This window comes from Pseudarthrobacter sp. BRE9, assembly GCF_031844305.1.
In the GTDB taxonomy this organism is placed as follows: Bacteria; Actinomycetota; Actinomycetes; order Actinomycetales; family Micrococcaceae; genus Arthrobacter.
Genome location: NZ_JAUZUY010000005.1, coordinates 25425 through 39898 on the forward strand (window position 1 = coordinate 25425; position 14474 = coordinate 39898).

Here is a 14474-nt window from a genome sequence, read left to right on the forward strand (position 1 = left end):
CCGTCAGCCCTTGACGTACGGTATGCCGTCGGCCGCGGGCGGCCTGGACCGTCCCACGAGGCCTGCCACCGCGATGACGGTCAGGGCGTAGGGCAGCATCGCCATGAACTGGCTGGGCACCGGCGAGCCGATAATGGTGATGATGCTCTGCAGGTTGTCGGCGAATCCGAACAGCAACGCGGCCAGGAACGCCCCGATGGGATTCCAGCGGCCGAAGATCATGGCGGCAAGGGCGATGTAGCCGCGGCCGCCGGACATGTCCTTGCTGAACGCGTCCACCGACACCAGGGTGAAGAAGGAACCGCCGATTCCGGCGATCGCGCCGCCCATGAGGACGTTGATGAAGCGGGTCCGGTTGACGTTGATGCCCACCGTGTCTGCCGCCTGCGGGTGTTCACCCACGGCGCGTACGCGCAGGCCCCACTTGGTGTGGAACAGCCCGACGTAGACCACGATCACTGCCACGTACATGAGGTAGCCGACCAGGGACTGGCGGAACAGGATGGGGCCGATGACCGGGATGTCGGCCAGAAACGGGATATCCACTGCCTGGAGCCGGCCGGGCTTGTTCAGCTGCTCCGGGTTCGCTGTGAGCAGGGTGGAGAACAGGAAGCTGGTGAGTCCGCTGATCAGGACGTTGAGCACGACGCCGACGATGATCTGGTTGACGAGGTATTTGATGCTCACCACGGCCAGGACCAGGGACACGAGTGCGCCGGCGACGGCGGCAGAGATGAGCCCCAGGTAGACGTTTCCGGTCACGGTGGCCACGACGGCGGCGGAGAACGCGCCGAGGAGAAGCTGGCCCTCGATGGCGATGTTGACCACACCGGCCCGTTCGCACAGCACACCGGACAGTGAACCGAACACCAGGGGTACGGCCAGGGTCACGGCACCGGCCATGAGCCCAGCGAGGGAAATGGCCGGCTCGGGGTCACGGCCGCCCGCGACGATCCAGGTCATGAACCCAACCAGGAAGACCACCGCGAAGATACCGCCCAGCCAGCCGGGGGTGCGCCGCCGCTGCACCGTCAGGAAGCAGGCGTAGCCGGCCAGGGCAAGCAGGAGGACGGAGCAGATCCAGCCCAGCGCCATCGAAGGCACGGAAATCTTCTCTACCCGGGCGACGCCCAGGGCGGCCAGGCCCAGAACGACGACGGCGGCGATGGTGGTGGCAGGAATCCAGCGGTCCACTCCCCCGCCCCCGCGCCGCTGGCTGATCCAGCGGTAGCCGACGTAGGCGGCGGCAGCCAGCGCCACGGCCAGGGTGATCCACGCTGCGGCGGAAGAGGCGTTGGGGTCGCGGGCCTCGGCGATCCGGAACCCGGCGGATTTGGTGTTGGCCAGGAACCCGAACAGCACGGTGCCCAGGACGGCGAGGAGGCCCAGGCCAATGCCGGCTTTCCAGCTCACCAGTTCCGTTGCGCCTGCCGGGCCTCCGCTCCGTCCGGCTCCGGACGTACTGCCGGCCCCCTTGCCGGTGCCGGGCTGCTTGCCGGCGGGAGATTGTGTCGTGGCGCTCATGCTGCCGCTCCGCTCTTAACGCCGCCGGTACGCGAACCGGCTGTCCCACTCGTGGTGGTCTTCTTCTTACGGGGGTTGAGTCCGAATATCGCACGGACCAGCGGCGGTGCTGCGATGAACAGCACGATCAGGGACTGGATGACGAGCACGATGTCGATCGGCGTCTGCGTCTGGGCCTGCATGGCCACGCCGCCGGCGCGGAAGGCGCCGAACAGCAGGCCCGCGAAGAAGGTTCCCCACGGCGTCGAACGTCCCAGCAGCGCGACCGTGATGGCATCAAAACCGATGGAGGCGGCGACGCCGCCGGACAGGTACTTTTCAGTTCCGGACACCTGGGCCACACCGGCCAGGCCGGCGAGCGCACCGGCGATCGCCATCACCAGGATGGTGCTGCGGGCGACGTTGATACCGGCCGTGCGGGCCGCGCTGGGGTTCGCGCCGACGGCCCGGAACTCAAAACCTATCGTGGAGCGGTTCAGCAGCCACCAGACGAAGGCGGTGGCTGCTATCGCGACCAGGAAGCCTGCGTGCAGGCGGAATTGCGGGCCGAGCAGTTCAGGGAACAACGCAGTGGAGTCGAGGAACGGGGAGATCGGGTTGGTGGAACCTTTGCGCTGGAAAGCCGGGGTGGTAAGCAGGAACAGCAGCAGGAAGTTGGCGATGTAGTTGAGCATGATGGTCACGATCACCTCGTGCGCGCCGGTCCGGGCCTTCAGCAGGCCGACGACGCCGCCCCAGACCGCGCCGCCGACCAGGCCGGCCAGGATGACGACCAGCAGGTGCAGGGCGATCGGCAGGTGCCAGGCAAAGCCAACGTAGGCGCCGAAGAGCGCGCCGAAGATGATCTGCCCCTGCGCACCGATGTTGAACAGGCCGGCGCGGAACGCGAGCGCGACGCCGAGCCCGGCGCAGATCAGCGGGGTGGCGACGGTGAGGGTCTCGGTGATCGGGTACAGCTGTGCTGCCAGGTCGGCGCCGGCCCAGTTGAAGATGGAACCCTGCACCAGTGCAGCATAGGGACGAACAACCTCCGTCAGGAGGTCCCCGGGCTGCGCGAAGAAGTAGCCGGCCGTGACGGCGACCTTGGGGTTGGTCACAGCCATCAGGATGCCGCCGAGCACGATCGCGAGCAGCACTGAGAGCACAGACACCAAAGCGTTGCCCGTGAAGATCCGGTGCAGCAAGGATCCGCTGCCGTCCCGGTCCTGGTCGCGTCCGTGCCGCTGCGAGGCTGCCGGAACGGCGGACGGGGGCATCTGGCCACCGGCGGTGTCGAGGACGACATCGGAGGCCACAGCCTCGGAGGTGGTGCCGCCGGGCACCTGGAGGTCCGCGGGCTCTGTGGCCTGGTTGTGCCCTTTGGCCTGTGGCTCCGGGGTTGTCTTCTCAGACATGGGATTCTCCTTCGTGGCCGGCAGGCTCCGATACCGCGGCTGTCGTGGTGCCGCTGTGGGCGTGGGCGGAGGCGCTGGCTTCGGCTTCTGCGGCCGGGACGCCTGCCATCATGAGGCCCAGCACGTCGCGGGACGTGGTGGCGGGTACGATCCCCACCAGCCGTCCGCGGTAAAGCACGGCGATCCGGTCGGCCAGCTGCATCACTTCGTCCAGTTCGGTGGAGACGATCATGACCGGCGTTCCGTGGTCGCGTTCGGCGATGACCCGCTGGTGCACAAACTCAATCGAGCCGACGTCGAGCCCGCGCGTTGGCTGCGAGGCGATAAACAGGCGCAGCGGACGCGAAAGTTCACGGGCCAGGACGACCTTCTGCTGGTTGCCGCCGGAGAGCGTGCCCACAGGGGCGGACACGGACGGTGTGCGGACGTCGAATTCTTCGACCTTCCTGGCGGCGTTCTCCGCAATCACTCCAGGCTTCATCCCCACGCCGCGCGCGAAGGGCGCTTTATCGTAGAGGTCCAGGATCATGTTTTCGGAGATGGTGAACGTGCCGACGAGGCCGTCAAGGGTGCGGTCCTCGGGGACGAAGCCCACGCCTGCACCGAGGACGTGCTTGACGCTCCTGCCCAGCAGTTCCTCGCCGTCGAGGATGATGGACCCTGCCACGTGCGGCTGCACACCCAGGATCGCCTCGGTTAGTTCCGTCTGCCCGTTGCCTTGCACTCCGGCGACTGCGAGCACTTCGCCCTTGGCGATGTCGAACGACAGGTCATCGACCACGTGCTGGCCGTTGTGGTCCGTCACGGTGAGGTTGCGGACCTTGAAGGTCACCTCTCCGGTCTTGGCCGGCGCCTTGTCCAGCGTCAGGCTCACGGTGCGGCCCACCATGGCGGCGGCCAGCTCGGTGGGAGAGGCTGTGGGATCCGCCTGCCCTACCACCTTGCCGCGGCGGATGACCGTGATGGTGTCCGAGATGGCTTTGACTTCACGCAGTTTGTGCGAGATGAAAACGATGGACTTACCGTCGCGCTTCAGCTGCCGGATGATGTCGAGGAGTTCATCGGTCTCCTGCGGCGTCAACACGGCGGTGGGTTCGTCAAGGATAAGCACCTCGGCATCACGAACCAGGGCCTTGATGATCTCGACCCGCTGCTGGACGCCCACCGGCAGGTCTTCCACCATGGCGTCGGGGTCGACGTCGAACCCATACTGGTCCGAGATCCGGCGGATCTTCCCGCGCGTGGCCTCCAGGTTGAGCAGTCCGGCCGCGTTGGTGGTCTCATTGCCCAGCGCCACGTTCTCGGCCACGGTGAAGACCGGGATGAGCATGAAGTGCTGGTGGACCATCCCGATACCGGCCGCCATCGCCTCGCCCGGGTCTTTGAAGACGACAGGCTTGCCATCGACCAGGATTTCACCCTCTGTCGGATCGTACAGACCGTAGAGCACGTTCATCAGGGTGGATTTCCCTGCGCCGTTTTCTCCCAGAAGGCAGTGCACCTGGCCCGGTTCGACGACCAAATCGATGTGGTCATTGGCTACCAGGGACCCGAATCGCTTCGTGATCCCTTTCAGTTCGAGTTTCAAAACCCCAACCAATCTGTGTGTGTATGGATCTGCTTCGGCGCGCTGTCGGCGGCAAGGCAGCGGGTAGTCCCAGCCTAGTGTCACGGGTGGTTCCTGGGCAGGGCAGGCGGCCGGCAAAAGACCGCCGGCATATGGCTGCCGGCGGGACGTTGCCAGCACAACAGAACGCGCTGCCCTTCGGCCGGGGTAACGGCGGAAGGGCAGCGCGCCCCGCGGTTCTGTGCTTACTTGGTGGGGCTGGACTTCGACTCGACCTTGACGGTGCCGGAGACGATGTCCTTCTTGAGCTGGTCCAGTTCGCCCTTCAGGTCAGCCGGTACGGCGGAATCGAGGTCGTGGAACGGAGCCAGGGCCACGCCGCCGTTTGCGAGGGTTCCGATGTAGGGCGATGCGTCGAACTTGCCGTCCTTGTCGTCCTTGATAACCGTCTCCACAGCGGTGGACATGGTCTTCTGCACGGAGGAGAGGATCACGGACTTGTAATCCGGAGCAGTCAGGTAGCCATCCGAGTCAACCCAGATGAGCTTGGCGTCCTTGCCCTTGGACTTGGCGTCAAGGATCGCGCTGCCCGCGCCGCCGCCAACGGGTCCGGCAACGGGGAGGACGATGTCGGCGCCCTGGTCCAGGAAGCCCTGGGTCAGGACCTTGCCCTTGTCCACCTGCTTGAAGTCACCGACGAAGGTGCCGTCCTGCTTGTCCTTGTCCCAGCCGATGAGCTGGACGTTCTTGCCCTTCTTCTGGTTGTAGTACTTGACGCCGTCGGCGAAGCCGTCCATGAAGATGGTGACGGTGGGGAGGTTGATACCGCCGAAGGTCGCGACCTTCCCGGTCTTCGACATTCCGGCCGCAAGATAGCCCGCCAGGAACGCGGCCTGGGCCGTGTCGTAGACGATCGGCTTGACGTTCTTGGGGAAGGTGGGGTCGTTGACGTCGATGATCGCGAAGTGGCTGTTCGGGTTGGCCATGGCGATGGTCTTCGTGGCGTTGTCAAGCAGGAAGCCGACTGTGACGGTGAGCTTGCAGTTCTGCTGTACCATGGAGCGCAGGTTGGGATCGTAGTCGGTGTCAGCCTTGGACTGGACGTGCTTCTCCTGGATACCCAGGTTCTTGACAGCGTTCTGAAGACCTTCGTAGCCGGACTGGTTGAACGACTTGTCGTCGAATCCGCCGGAGTCGGACACCATGCATGCGGTGTAGTCCGACTTGGCCGCTGACCCTGAGGGACCGGACGAAGATGGTGCGGCCCCGCAGCCGGTGAGCAGCAGAGCGGACGCACCGAGGGTGGCCACGCCGGCCATTGAACCGCGCTTGAAGCTGGCACGCAGTGAATTCTTCAATTTTCCTCCAGGGATGATGCGAGTGGCGCTACGGGCTGGAATTCAATGAGTGTCCGTTTCGGCGCTGAAATTCTGTTTTCACTGAAGGCACGCAGCACTGCGCCGGAGCGCACTGATGCCACTTACTTTAGTGGCCTGCGCCACGTCCCCATAGCACGGCAGCAGCCCATCCCGGAGATTGTTTACAAGTTGTTACCAAGCAGTAGGGGCACCGCGGAATGCGGTGCCCCTACTGCTTGTGCGTCATTGTGGCAGCTACAGCCGGACCAGCATTTTGCCGGTGTTTGCGCCGTCCAGGAGGTCCATGAACGCCTGCGGCGCGTTCTCCAGTCCGTCCACGATGGTTTCGTCGTAGCGGACGGTGCCGTCCGCCAGCCAGCCGGCCATCTTCTCCGCGAACTCTGCCGCGTGCTGCCGCTGCCCGCCCACCAGAAAGCCGCGGAGGGTGAGTTGCTTGCCGATTGCCTGCATCAGGTTGTGGGGTGCGGGAGTGGGTTCGGTTGAGTTGTACTGGGCGATGGCACCGCACATGGCCACCCGGCCGCCCACATTCAGGACTGCCAGGGCCGCCTCGAGGTGCTCGCCGCCCACGTTGTCGAAGTAGACGTCGATGCCCGCCGGACCGGCCGTCTTCTCCAACTGCTCCACCACGCGGCCGTCGTGGTAGTCGAACGCGGCGTCGAAGCCCAGCTCCAGCAGCCGGGCCACCTTGGCCGGCGAGCCGGCGGAGCCGATGACCTTTGAGGCGCCCATGGCTTTGGCGATCTGCCCGACCAGGGAGCCCACCGCACCGGCCGCCCCCGAAACGAACACGGCGTCCCCCGGCTTGAACTCCGCAACCTTCAGCAGGCCGGCGTACGCCGTCAGGCCGGTCATGCCAAGTGCCCCAAGGAAAGCCGACGCCGGCGCCAGATCAGTACGGGCCGGGGTGGCAGCGGTGCCGTCCACCACCGCATACTCCCGCCAGCCAAGGGAATGCACGACGACGTCGCCCTCCTGGTGTGCCGACGAACGGGACGCAATCACCTCACCCACCGCGCCGCCGTCGAGCGCCTTGCCCAGGGCGAACGGTGCGGAGTAGGACTTGACGTCGTTCATCCTGCCGCGCATGTAGGGGTCCACGGACATGAAGAGGTTGCGCACCAGGATCTGGCCGTCTTCGAGCGCAGGCAGCGGCGACTCGGCAAGTTCGAAGTTCGCGCTGGAGGGGCGCCCGACGGGACGCGAGGCCAGCCGGATTTCACGGGTGGTGGTTGCAAGGGCTGTGCTCATGCTGCGTACTCCAGAATCTTGATGTCGACGTCGATGTTGCCGCGGGTGGCATTTGAGTAAGGGCAGACCTGGTGCGCCTTGGCCACGAGCTCTTCGGCCGTGGCGAGGTCCAGTGCCGGCAGGGCGATTTCCAGTTCGGCGGCCAGCCCGAAGCCGGCTCCGCCGTCCAGCTGCCCCAGGTGGATTTTCGCTGCCACCGCTGAATCCGACAGGTCGGCGCCTGCCTTGCGGCCAACCAGGCGCAGTGCGGAGTGGAAGCAGGCGGCATAGCCGGCGGCGAAAAGCTGTTCCGGGTTGGTGCCCTGGCCGCTGCCGCCCAGCTCGACCGGGCTGGCGAGGTCCACTGCCAGCCTGCCGTCGTTGCTGCGTGCAGCGCCGTCGCGCCCTTCGCCCGAGGCCAGGGCCTCGGCGGTGTAGAGAGTCTTCACGAAAAAATCCGTCCTATAGGTGGGATGGTGCAGTATTCGCCGGTCACAGCGATTCGTGCAGGGCAGCCGTGAGCTTGCCCAGGGTGGACCGCAGTTGTTCGAGTTCGTCCAGGGAGAGGCCTGCGGCGTCCGCCAACCGTTGCGGAATGGCGCTGGCCGGGCCGCTGAGGTTCCGGCCGGCAGCCGTCAGGTGGATGGCGACGCGGCGTTCATCCTCGCCGGAGCGCCGCCGTTCCACGAGCCCCAGGGCTTCCAGGCGTTTCAGGAGCGGCGACAGGGTGCCGGAGTCCAGCCCCAGTTCCCCGCCAAGTTCCTTCACGCCCCGGGGTTCGCTTTCCCAGAGGACCAGCATCACCAGGTACTGCGGGTAGGTGAGTCCCAGTTCGTCCAGGACCGGCCGGTAGACGGCGGTAGCGGCACGGGAAGCTGAGTACAGCGCAAAACAGACTTGCCGGTCCAGGCGGGGTGCTTCGGTCATGTAGAAACAATAACGCACAACTAAGTTGTGCACAACTTAAGTCAGGCGGGAAACCCCCCTTGCGTGCCGCCGTCGTCCTATCACGACGGCGGCCAGCGCCTTTTCCGGCCTGGGCCCGGCGGTTGCATCCAGGGGCCGGACAGAGTTACGGAAGCGGAACCTGCTCGAGGTCCCGGATGGTCCGCAGCGCCGCTGCAGTAAGGACCCGGATGCCCAGGCCAAGGGAGCGCTCGTCCAGGATGTAATCGCCGCGGTGGAGGTCGTAGTCTTCGCCGCCCGGTGTTTTGGTGCCCAGCCGCATCATGGCGCCGGGGAGTTCCGCGAGGAACCAGGCGAAATCCTCGCCGCCCATGGACTGCGGCGTCAGCACTACGGCGCTTTCGCCGATTTCAGCCCGGGCGGCAGCCTCGATGATGGCTGTTTCGTGTTCGGAGTTCACCACCGGCGGCACTCCCCTGGTGTGCTCCAGGTGGACGTCCACGCCGTAGGGTGCGGCCACCTGGTGGACCACTTCGTCAAGGAGTTCACCCGCAGCGTGCCAGGCGTCCCGGTCCAGGCAGCGCATGGTCCCGGCCATGTAGCCGCTGCCGGGAATGGCGTTGGGTGCCGAGCCTGCGGTGATCTGACCCCAGACCACGGACACGCCGCTGCGGACGTCCACCCGGCGGGACAGCACGGCCGGTACGTTGACGGCGATCTGGGCCAGCGCGAACACCAGGTCTTCGGTGAGGTGCGGGCGCGACGTATGGCCGCCGCGGCCTGACAGTTCGATCCGGATGGTGTCCGATGCGGAGGTGATGGCACCGATCCGGGTCCCCACCTTGCCCACTTCGATCCGGGGATCGCAGTGCAGCGCGAGGATCCGCGGGACGCCATCCAGGGCACCCTGCTCAATGCAGGAATGCGCGCCGCCGGGCATGGTCTCCTCGGCGGGCTGGAAGATGATCCGGACGGTGGCGCCAAGGGGTGCTTCCTGGTGCATCCGGTGCAGGACCAGGGCGATGCCCAGCATGGTGGTGGTGTGCACGTCGTGGCCGCAGGCGTGGGTGACGCCATGGTTCTTCGAGGCGAACGGCAGGCCGGTCTCCTCGATGATGGGCAGGGCATCGATGTCGCCGCGAAGCGCGGTGGCGATGGGGCCCTCGCCAACGTCCACCGTCAGCCCGGTGCCTTCCAGTCGGCGCGGGCTCAGGCCTGCGGCTTCAAGCCGCTCGGCAAGCTTGTCCGTGGTGCGGAATTCCTTGAAGGACAGTTCCGGATGCGCATGCAGGTCCCGCCGGAATTCGATCAGTTCCGGCAACAGCGGTTCGAGCCAGGGAGCCACCAGGGCGGTGGGCTCGGCTTCAGTAGTGTAATTGCGCACTGTTTCACTCTAGCGAGGGTGTTGGCCTGAGTGCCCATTCACTGACGCCTCGTTACATCCCGGTCCTGCCTGCCCGGGCTGTGCCGGCAGGATACCGATCAGAGGACGTCCGTATCGCCGCTTGCCTTCAGCGCGTCGACGGCAGCCTTGACCCGCTGGGAATTGGCCATGGTAGTCACCAGCAAAGCGTCGGGCGTGTCCACGATGACAACGTCCTGGATGCCGATCAGGGCGATCACGCGCTTGGTGTCGGTCACCACAACGCCGCTTGAGTTCTCGGTGAACACGCGGGCGCCTTCACCGAGAACAGTGACGTCGTCCACTTCCTTGGCGCTGTTGAGGCGGCCAACCGATGCGAAGTCCCCGACGTCATCCCAGCGGAAGGTACCGGGCACGACGGCGACGTCACCGGCTTCAGCGGCGGGCTCGGCCACCGCGTAGTCGATGGCGATTTTGGGCAGGGTTGGCCAGACGCGGGCTGTGACGTCGTCACGGTCGGGCGTGTCCCAGGCGCGGGCGATTTCCTGCAGGCCCTGGAACAGTTCGGGTTGGTTCGCCTCAAGGTGTTTGAGCATCAGGGACACCGGGGCCACGAACATGCCGGCGTTCCACACATAGTTCCCGCTGTCGACGTACTGCTGGGCCACTTCCTCGTCGGGCTTCTCGACGAACTCCACCACGTCCTGGGCACTGGGCGCGCCCTCGATGTGCAGGACCTGTCCGGAGCGGATGTAGCCGAAACCGGTGGAGGGGTGTGTCGGCTTGATGCCGATGGTCACGATCTTGCCGGCAGCGGCAGTGTAGATGGCCTCACGAACGGCCTGCTGGAAGAGGCTGTCAGGGCTGATCACCTGGTCCGCGGCGAACGAACCCATGATGGTGTCCGGATCGCGCTCGTGCAGGATGGCGGCGGCCAGGCCGATGGCGGCACCGGAATCCTTGGGCTCGGATTCAAGGACCAGGTCCGAATCCTGGAGCTCCGGCAGCTGCCGGCACACAGCCTCGCGGTGCGCCTTGCCCGTGACTACCAGCATCCGGCTGTCGGCCAGCGGATGCAGGCGATCATAGGTGGCGCGCAGCAGGGTGCTGCCCGAGCCGGTGAGGTCGTGAAGGAACTTGGGAGCTGCTGCACGTGACAGGGGCCAGAGGCGGGTCCCCACTCCGCCTGCCGGAATCACCGCAATGAAGCGGTCAAGGGGTGATGCCGGGCTTGTCACTTTGTCTGTACTCATCAGAGCCAACTTTAGCGGAAGGGCTGCCAAAGCTCCCGCGGTCTCCGCCGGGACAACCGCACTCCTTGACACACAGCAGCGCACCAGCGGCCCGGGCGTGTGGTGTTCGTCTCATATTTACGGAAAATCCGCACCAGTACAGGGCACCAAGAAACTCCTAAATTGAATAAGCTGTTAGCGGAGCCTAGATTTAGGCCTGAGCTACGAGTGCTCTCGCAGCAGGCGTTCCCCCCGCATGGATCTCATGCCAGCGCCGCTGTGTTGCAGGGAGGTTTATCAGTGCCGACAAAACCAGCTGGCACCTTGTACCGCGGCCGTGAAGGCATGTGGTCCTGGGTAGGACACCGCATTACCGGTGTAGTGATCTTTTTCTTCTTGTTGGTCCACGTCCTGGACACCTCCTTGGTGCGTGTGTCACCGGAGGCCTACACCGCTGTCATCGGCGCCTACAAGAACCCCCTGATGGCGCTGGGCGAGACCGGCCTTGTTGCCGCCATCGTGTTCCACGCCTTCAACGGCCTGCGGATCATTGCGGTCGACTTCTGGAAGAAGGGCGCCAAGTACCAGCGGCAGATGCTGTGGGCTGTCCTGGCCCTGTGGGTCGTTACCATGGTCGCCTTCTCCATCCGCCACCTGTCCCTCGCCCTCGGAGGTCACTAAGCCATGACTGCAACGATCGAGAGCCCCCGCAGCGGGCGGATCGCCCCCCAGTACCGCCGCAGCGGCGGCTCCCGGGGCAACTTCGAAATGATCGCCTGGCTGTTCATGCGCCTCTCCGGCGTTGTTCTGGTGGTCCTCATTTTCGGCCACCTGTTCGTGAACCTCATGGTGGGCGAAGGCATCCACGCCATTGACTTCGGTTTCGTGGCCGGAAAGTGGGCAGATCCGTTCTGGCAGTTCTGGGACCTGGCCATGCTCTGGCTGGCCATGCTCCATGGCACCAACGGCGTCCGCACCATCATCAACGACTACGCCGAGAAGACGTCCACCCGCCGTTGGCTGAAGACGGTCCTCTACGCCGCCGCCGTCGTCATCATCCTCCTGGGCACGCTGGTCATCTTCACCTTCAACCCGTGCCCCGTGGTGAACGGCGTTGCCCTTCCGGGTGGATTCTGCCCTGCCTAGCACTGGCACAACCCCGGGCCCGCGGGCTTTTCCGCGGGCCCTGTTTTGCGGAGCAGGCAAAGCCGCCCCGTTGTTTTATAGCGAATTTTGAGAGAAAGAGCGTCTGGTATGCAGGTCCATAAGTACGACGTCGTCATCGTCGGTGCCGGTGGCGCCGGCATGCGCGCCGCGATCGAATCCGGTCAGCGTGCGCGCACAGCAGTACTGACCAAGCTTTACCCCACCCGCTCGCACACAGGTGCCGCACAGGGTGGCATGTGCGCAGCCCTTGCCAATGTCGAGGAAGACAACTGGGAATGGCACACGTTCGACACCGTCAAGGGCGGCGACTACCTGGTTGACCAGGACGCCGCCGAGGTCATGGCCAAGGAAGCCATCGACGCCGTGCTCGACCTGGAAAAGATGGGCCTGCCGTTCAACCGCACGCCCGAAGGCCGGATTGACCAGCGCCGGTTCGGCGGCCACACCCGCGACCACGGCAAGGCTCCGGTCCGCCGTGCATGCTACGCCGCGGACCGCACCGGCCACATGATCCTGCAGACCCTGTACCAAAACTGCGTTAAGCACAACGTTGAGTTCTACAACGAGTACTACGTCCTGGACCTGCTGACGGTCGAAGAGGACGCTGTCCGCGCAGACGGCACGCCCTACAAGCAGAAGCGGGTTGCCGGCGTGGTCTCCTACGACCTCGCCTCGGGTGAGCTGCACGTCTTCCAGGCCAAGTCCGTGGTGTTCGCCTCCGGCGGTGCCGGCAAGGTCTTCAAGACCACCTCCAACGCCCACACACTGACCGGTGACGGCATGGGCATCGCCTTCCGCCGCGGCATCCCGCTGGAGGACATGGAGTTCTTCCAGTTCCACCCCACCGGCCTCGCCGGCCTGGGCATCCTCCTCTCCGAGGCCGCCCGCGGTGAAGGCGCCATCCTCCGCAACTCGGAAGGTGAGCGCTTCATGGAGCGCTACGCCCCCACCATCAAGGACCTGGCTCCGCGTGACATCGTGGCCCGTTCCATGGCCAACGAGGTCCGTGAAGGCCGCGGCTGCGGCCCGAACAAGGACTACGTCCTCCTGGACCTCACGCACCTGGAGCCGGCGCACATCGACGCGAAGCTTCCGGACATCACCGAATTCGCACGCACGTACCTGGGTGTGGAGCCCTACACGGAACCCGTTCCCGTGTTCCCCACCGCGCACTACGCCATGGGCGGCATCCCCACCAACATCACCACCGAGGTCCTGCAGGACAACGACACCGTGGTCCCCGGCCTCTACGCCGCCGGTGAAGTCGCCTGCGTGTCTGTTCACGGTTCCAACCGCCTGGGCACCAACTCCCTGCTGGACATCAACGTGTTCGGCAAGCGCGCCGGTATCGCCGCCGCGGAATACGCCAAGACTGCCCAGTTCGTGGAGCTGCCGGAAAACCCGCTGGGCTACACCACCGAGCTGCTGGACATTGCCCGCAACGGCACCGGCGACGAAAAGGTGGCGCAGATCCGCAAGGAACTGCAGGACACGATGGACGCCAACATGCAGGTGTTCCGCACGGCGGACACCCTGAACCAGGTGCTCCGCGACATCGCATCCTTCGAGGAGCGGTACAAGCGCATCAACGTCCAGGACAAGGGCAAGCGCTTCAACCTGGACCTGCTCGAGGCCGTTGAACTCGGCTTCCTGCTGGAACTGGCCAAGGTCATGACCGTGGCCGCCCTGCACCGTGAGGAATCCCGCGGCGGACACTTCCGCGAGGACTTCCCCGAGCGTGACGACGAAAAATTCATGAAGCACTCCATGGCGTACAAGGATGACCATGCGCCGGCTGACGGGTCGGCGGAATCAATCGCCGGCATCCGCCTCGCCACCAAGCCGGTTGTCTTTACCCGCTACGAGCCGATGGTGAGGAAGTACTAAGATGACCGCTGAAATCGCTGAGCCAGCCTCAAAGGTTGAACTTCCTGCCGGCGTCGGCGGGGGTGGGGAAATCCCCACGTTTGACGTCCACATGCGGGTCCGCCGGTACAACCCGGAAGTTTCCGAGGAAGCCACCTGGGATGATTTCCACCTGACCATGTACGGCACGGACCGTGTCCTGGACGCCCTGCACAAGGTCAAGTGGGAGATGGACGGTACCCTGTCCTTCCGCCGCTCCTGCGCCCATGGCGTCTGCGGTTCGGATGCCATGCGCATTAACGGCCGCAACCGCCTTGCCTGCAAGACGCTGCTGAAGGACCTGGACACGTCCAAGCCCATCACGGTGGAGCCCATTAAGGGCCTGCCGGTGGAGAAGGACCTGATCGTGGACATGGAGCCTTTCTTCCAGTCGTACCGCGAGGTCATGCCCTTCCTGATCAACAAGGGCCACGAGCCCACCCGGGAGCGCCTCCAGTCCGCCGAGGACCGTGAGCGCTTTGACGACACCACCAAGTGCATCCTGTGCGCCGCGTGCACGTCCTCCTGCCCGGTGTTCTGGACGGACGGGCAGTACTTCGGCCCCGCCGCAATCGTCAACGCGCACCGCTTCATCTTCGATTCCCGTGACGATGCCGGTGACATGCGCCTGGAGATCCTCAACGACAAGGAAGGTGTGTGGCGCTGCCGCACCACCTTCAACTGCTCCGAGGCATGCCCCCGCGGCATCCAGGTCACGCAGGCCATCGCGGAGGTCAAGCAGGCCATCCTGGCCCGCAAGATCTAGGCGCATTCACCAACAGATACAGCGGCCGACGGCGTCACTCA

At 65.3% G+C, this 14474-nt stretch carries 13 protein-coding genes; 4 read left to right on the forward strand and 9 right to left on the reverse strand.

What is annotated here, in order from left to right:
* Window positions 1-3 precede the first annotated feature (3 nt).
* The 9 genes from Q9R31_RS11265 to Q9R31_RS11305 form a co-directional block, all read right to left on the reverse strand.
* On the reverse strand, window positions 4-1524 hold the full coding sequence (locus Q9R31_RS11265; RefSeq protein WP_311262819.1) for an ABC transporter permease: 1521 nt from the start codon (window positions 1522-1524) through the stop codon (window positions 4-6).
* Entirely contained in the window at window positions 1521-2918 is a 1398-nt protein-coding gene (locus tag Q9R31_RS11270; protein WP_311262820.1) for an ABC transporter permease, read from the reverse strand. Before Q9R31_RS11270 ends, Q9R31_RS11265 begins: the two co-directional genes overlap by 4 nt.
* Window positions 2911-4506, reverse strand: a complete 1596-nt coding sequence (locus Q9R31_RS11275; RefSeq protein ID WP_311262821.1) for an ABC transporter ATP-binding protein — start codon at window positions 4504-4506, stop codon at window positions 2911-2913. Before Q9R31_RS11275 ends, Q9R31_RS11270 begins: the two co-directional genes overlap by 8 nt.
* A 224-nt stretch (window positions 4507-4730) precedes the next feature.
* Window positions 4731-5843, reverse strand: coding sequence for a BMP family ABC transporter substrate-binding protein (locus tag Q9R31_RS11280; RefSeq protein ID WP_311262822.1), 1113 nt, complete (start codon window positions 5841-5843; stop codon window positions 4731-4733).
* 255 nt (window positions 5844-6098) lie between these two features.
* The gene (locus Q9R31_RS11285) at window positions 6099-7115 is read right to left on the reverse strand and encodes an NADP-dependent oxidoreductase (protein ID WP_311262823.1); all 1017 of its coding nucleotides are present in this window, start codon (window positions 7113-7115) and stop codon (window positions 6099-6101) included.
* Entirely contained in the window at window positions 7112-7543 is a 432-nt protein-coding gene (locus tag Q9R31_RS11290; RefSeq protein ID WP_311262824.1) for an organic hydroperoxide resistance protein, read from the reverse strand. The genes Q9R31_RS11285 and Q9R31_RS11290 overlap by 4 nt, the downstream gene beginning before the upstream one ends.
* Window positions 7544-7586: 43 nt before the next feature.
* Window positions 7587-8021 (reverse strand): MarR family transcriptional regulator, encoded by a 435-nt coding sequence (locus Q9R31_RS11295; RefSeq protein ID WP_311262825.1) that lies wholly within the window; start codon window positions 8019-8021, stop codon window positions 7587-7589.
* A 145-nt stretch (window positions 8022-8166) separates the two neighbouring features.
* Window positions 8167-9384: an amidohydrolase gene (locus Q9R31_RS11300; RefSeq protein WP_311262826.1), complete on the reverse strand. Its 1218-nt coding sequence runs from the start codon at window positions 9382-9384 to the stop codon at window positions 8167-8169.
* Window positions 9385-9482: 98 nt separating this feature from the next.
* Window positions 9483-10616, reverse strand: coding sequence for a mannose-1-phosphate guanylyltransferase (locus Q9R31_RS11305; RefSeq protein WP_311262827.1), 1134 nt, complete (start codon window positions 10614-10616; stop codon window positions 9483-9485).
* A gap of 279 nt (window positions 10617-10895) precedes the next feature.
* Here Q9R31_RS11305 and sdhC point away from each other — a divergent pair, with 279 nt between their 5' ends.
* From sdhC to Q9R31_RS11325, 4 genes are all read left to right on the forward strand, one after another.
* The gene (sdhC, locus tag Q9R31_RS11310) at window positions 10896-11276 is read left to right on the forward strand and encodes a succinate dehydrogenase, cytochrome b556 subunit (protein ID WP_081620212.1); all 381 of its coding nucleotides are present in this window, start codon (window positions 10896-10898) and stop codon (window positions 11274-11276) included.
* Window positions 11277-11279: 3 nt separating this feature from the next.
* Window positions 11280-11741 (forward strand): succinate dehydrogenase hydrophobic membrane anchor subunit, encoded by a 462-nt coding sequence (locus tag Q9R31_RS11315; protein ID WP_142030605.1) that lies wholly within the window; start codon window positions 11280-11282, stop codon window positions 11739-11741.
* 108 nt (window positions 11742-11849) lie between these two features.
* Window positions 11850-13649 carry a succinate dehydrogenase flavoprotein subunit gene (gene sdhA, locus Q9R31_RS11320; protein ID WP_311262828.1) on the forward strand — a complete coding sequence of 600 codons (1800 nt, stop codon included), beginning with the start codon at window positions 11850-11852 and terminating at the stop codon, window positions 13647-13649.
* Window position 13650: 1 nt separating this feature from the next.
* The gene (locus Q9R31_RS11325) at window positions 13651-14433 is read left to right on the forward strand and encodes a succinate dehydrogenase iron-sulfur subunit (protein WP_134164564.1); all 783 of its coding nucleotides are present in this window, start codon (window positions 13651-13653) and stop codon (window positions 14431-14433) included.
* Window positions 14434-14474 lie beyond the last annotated feature (41 nt).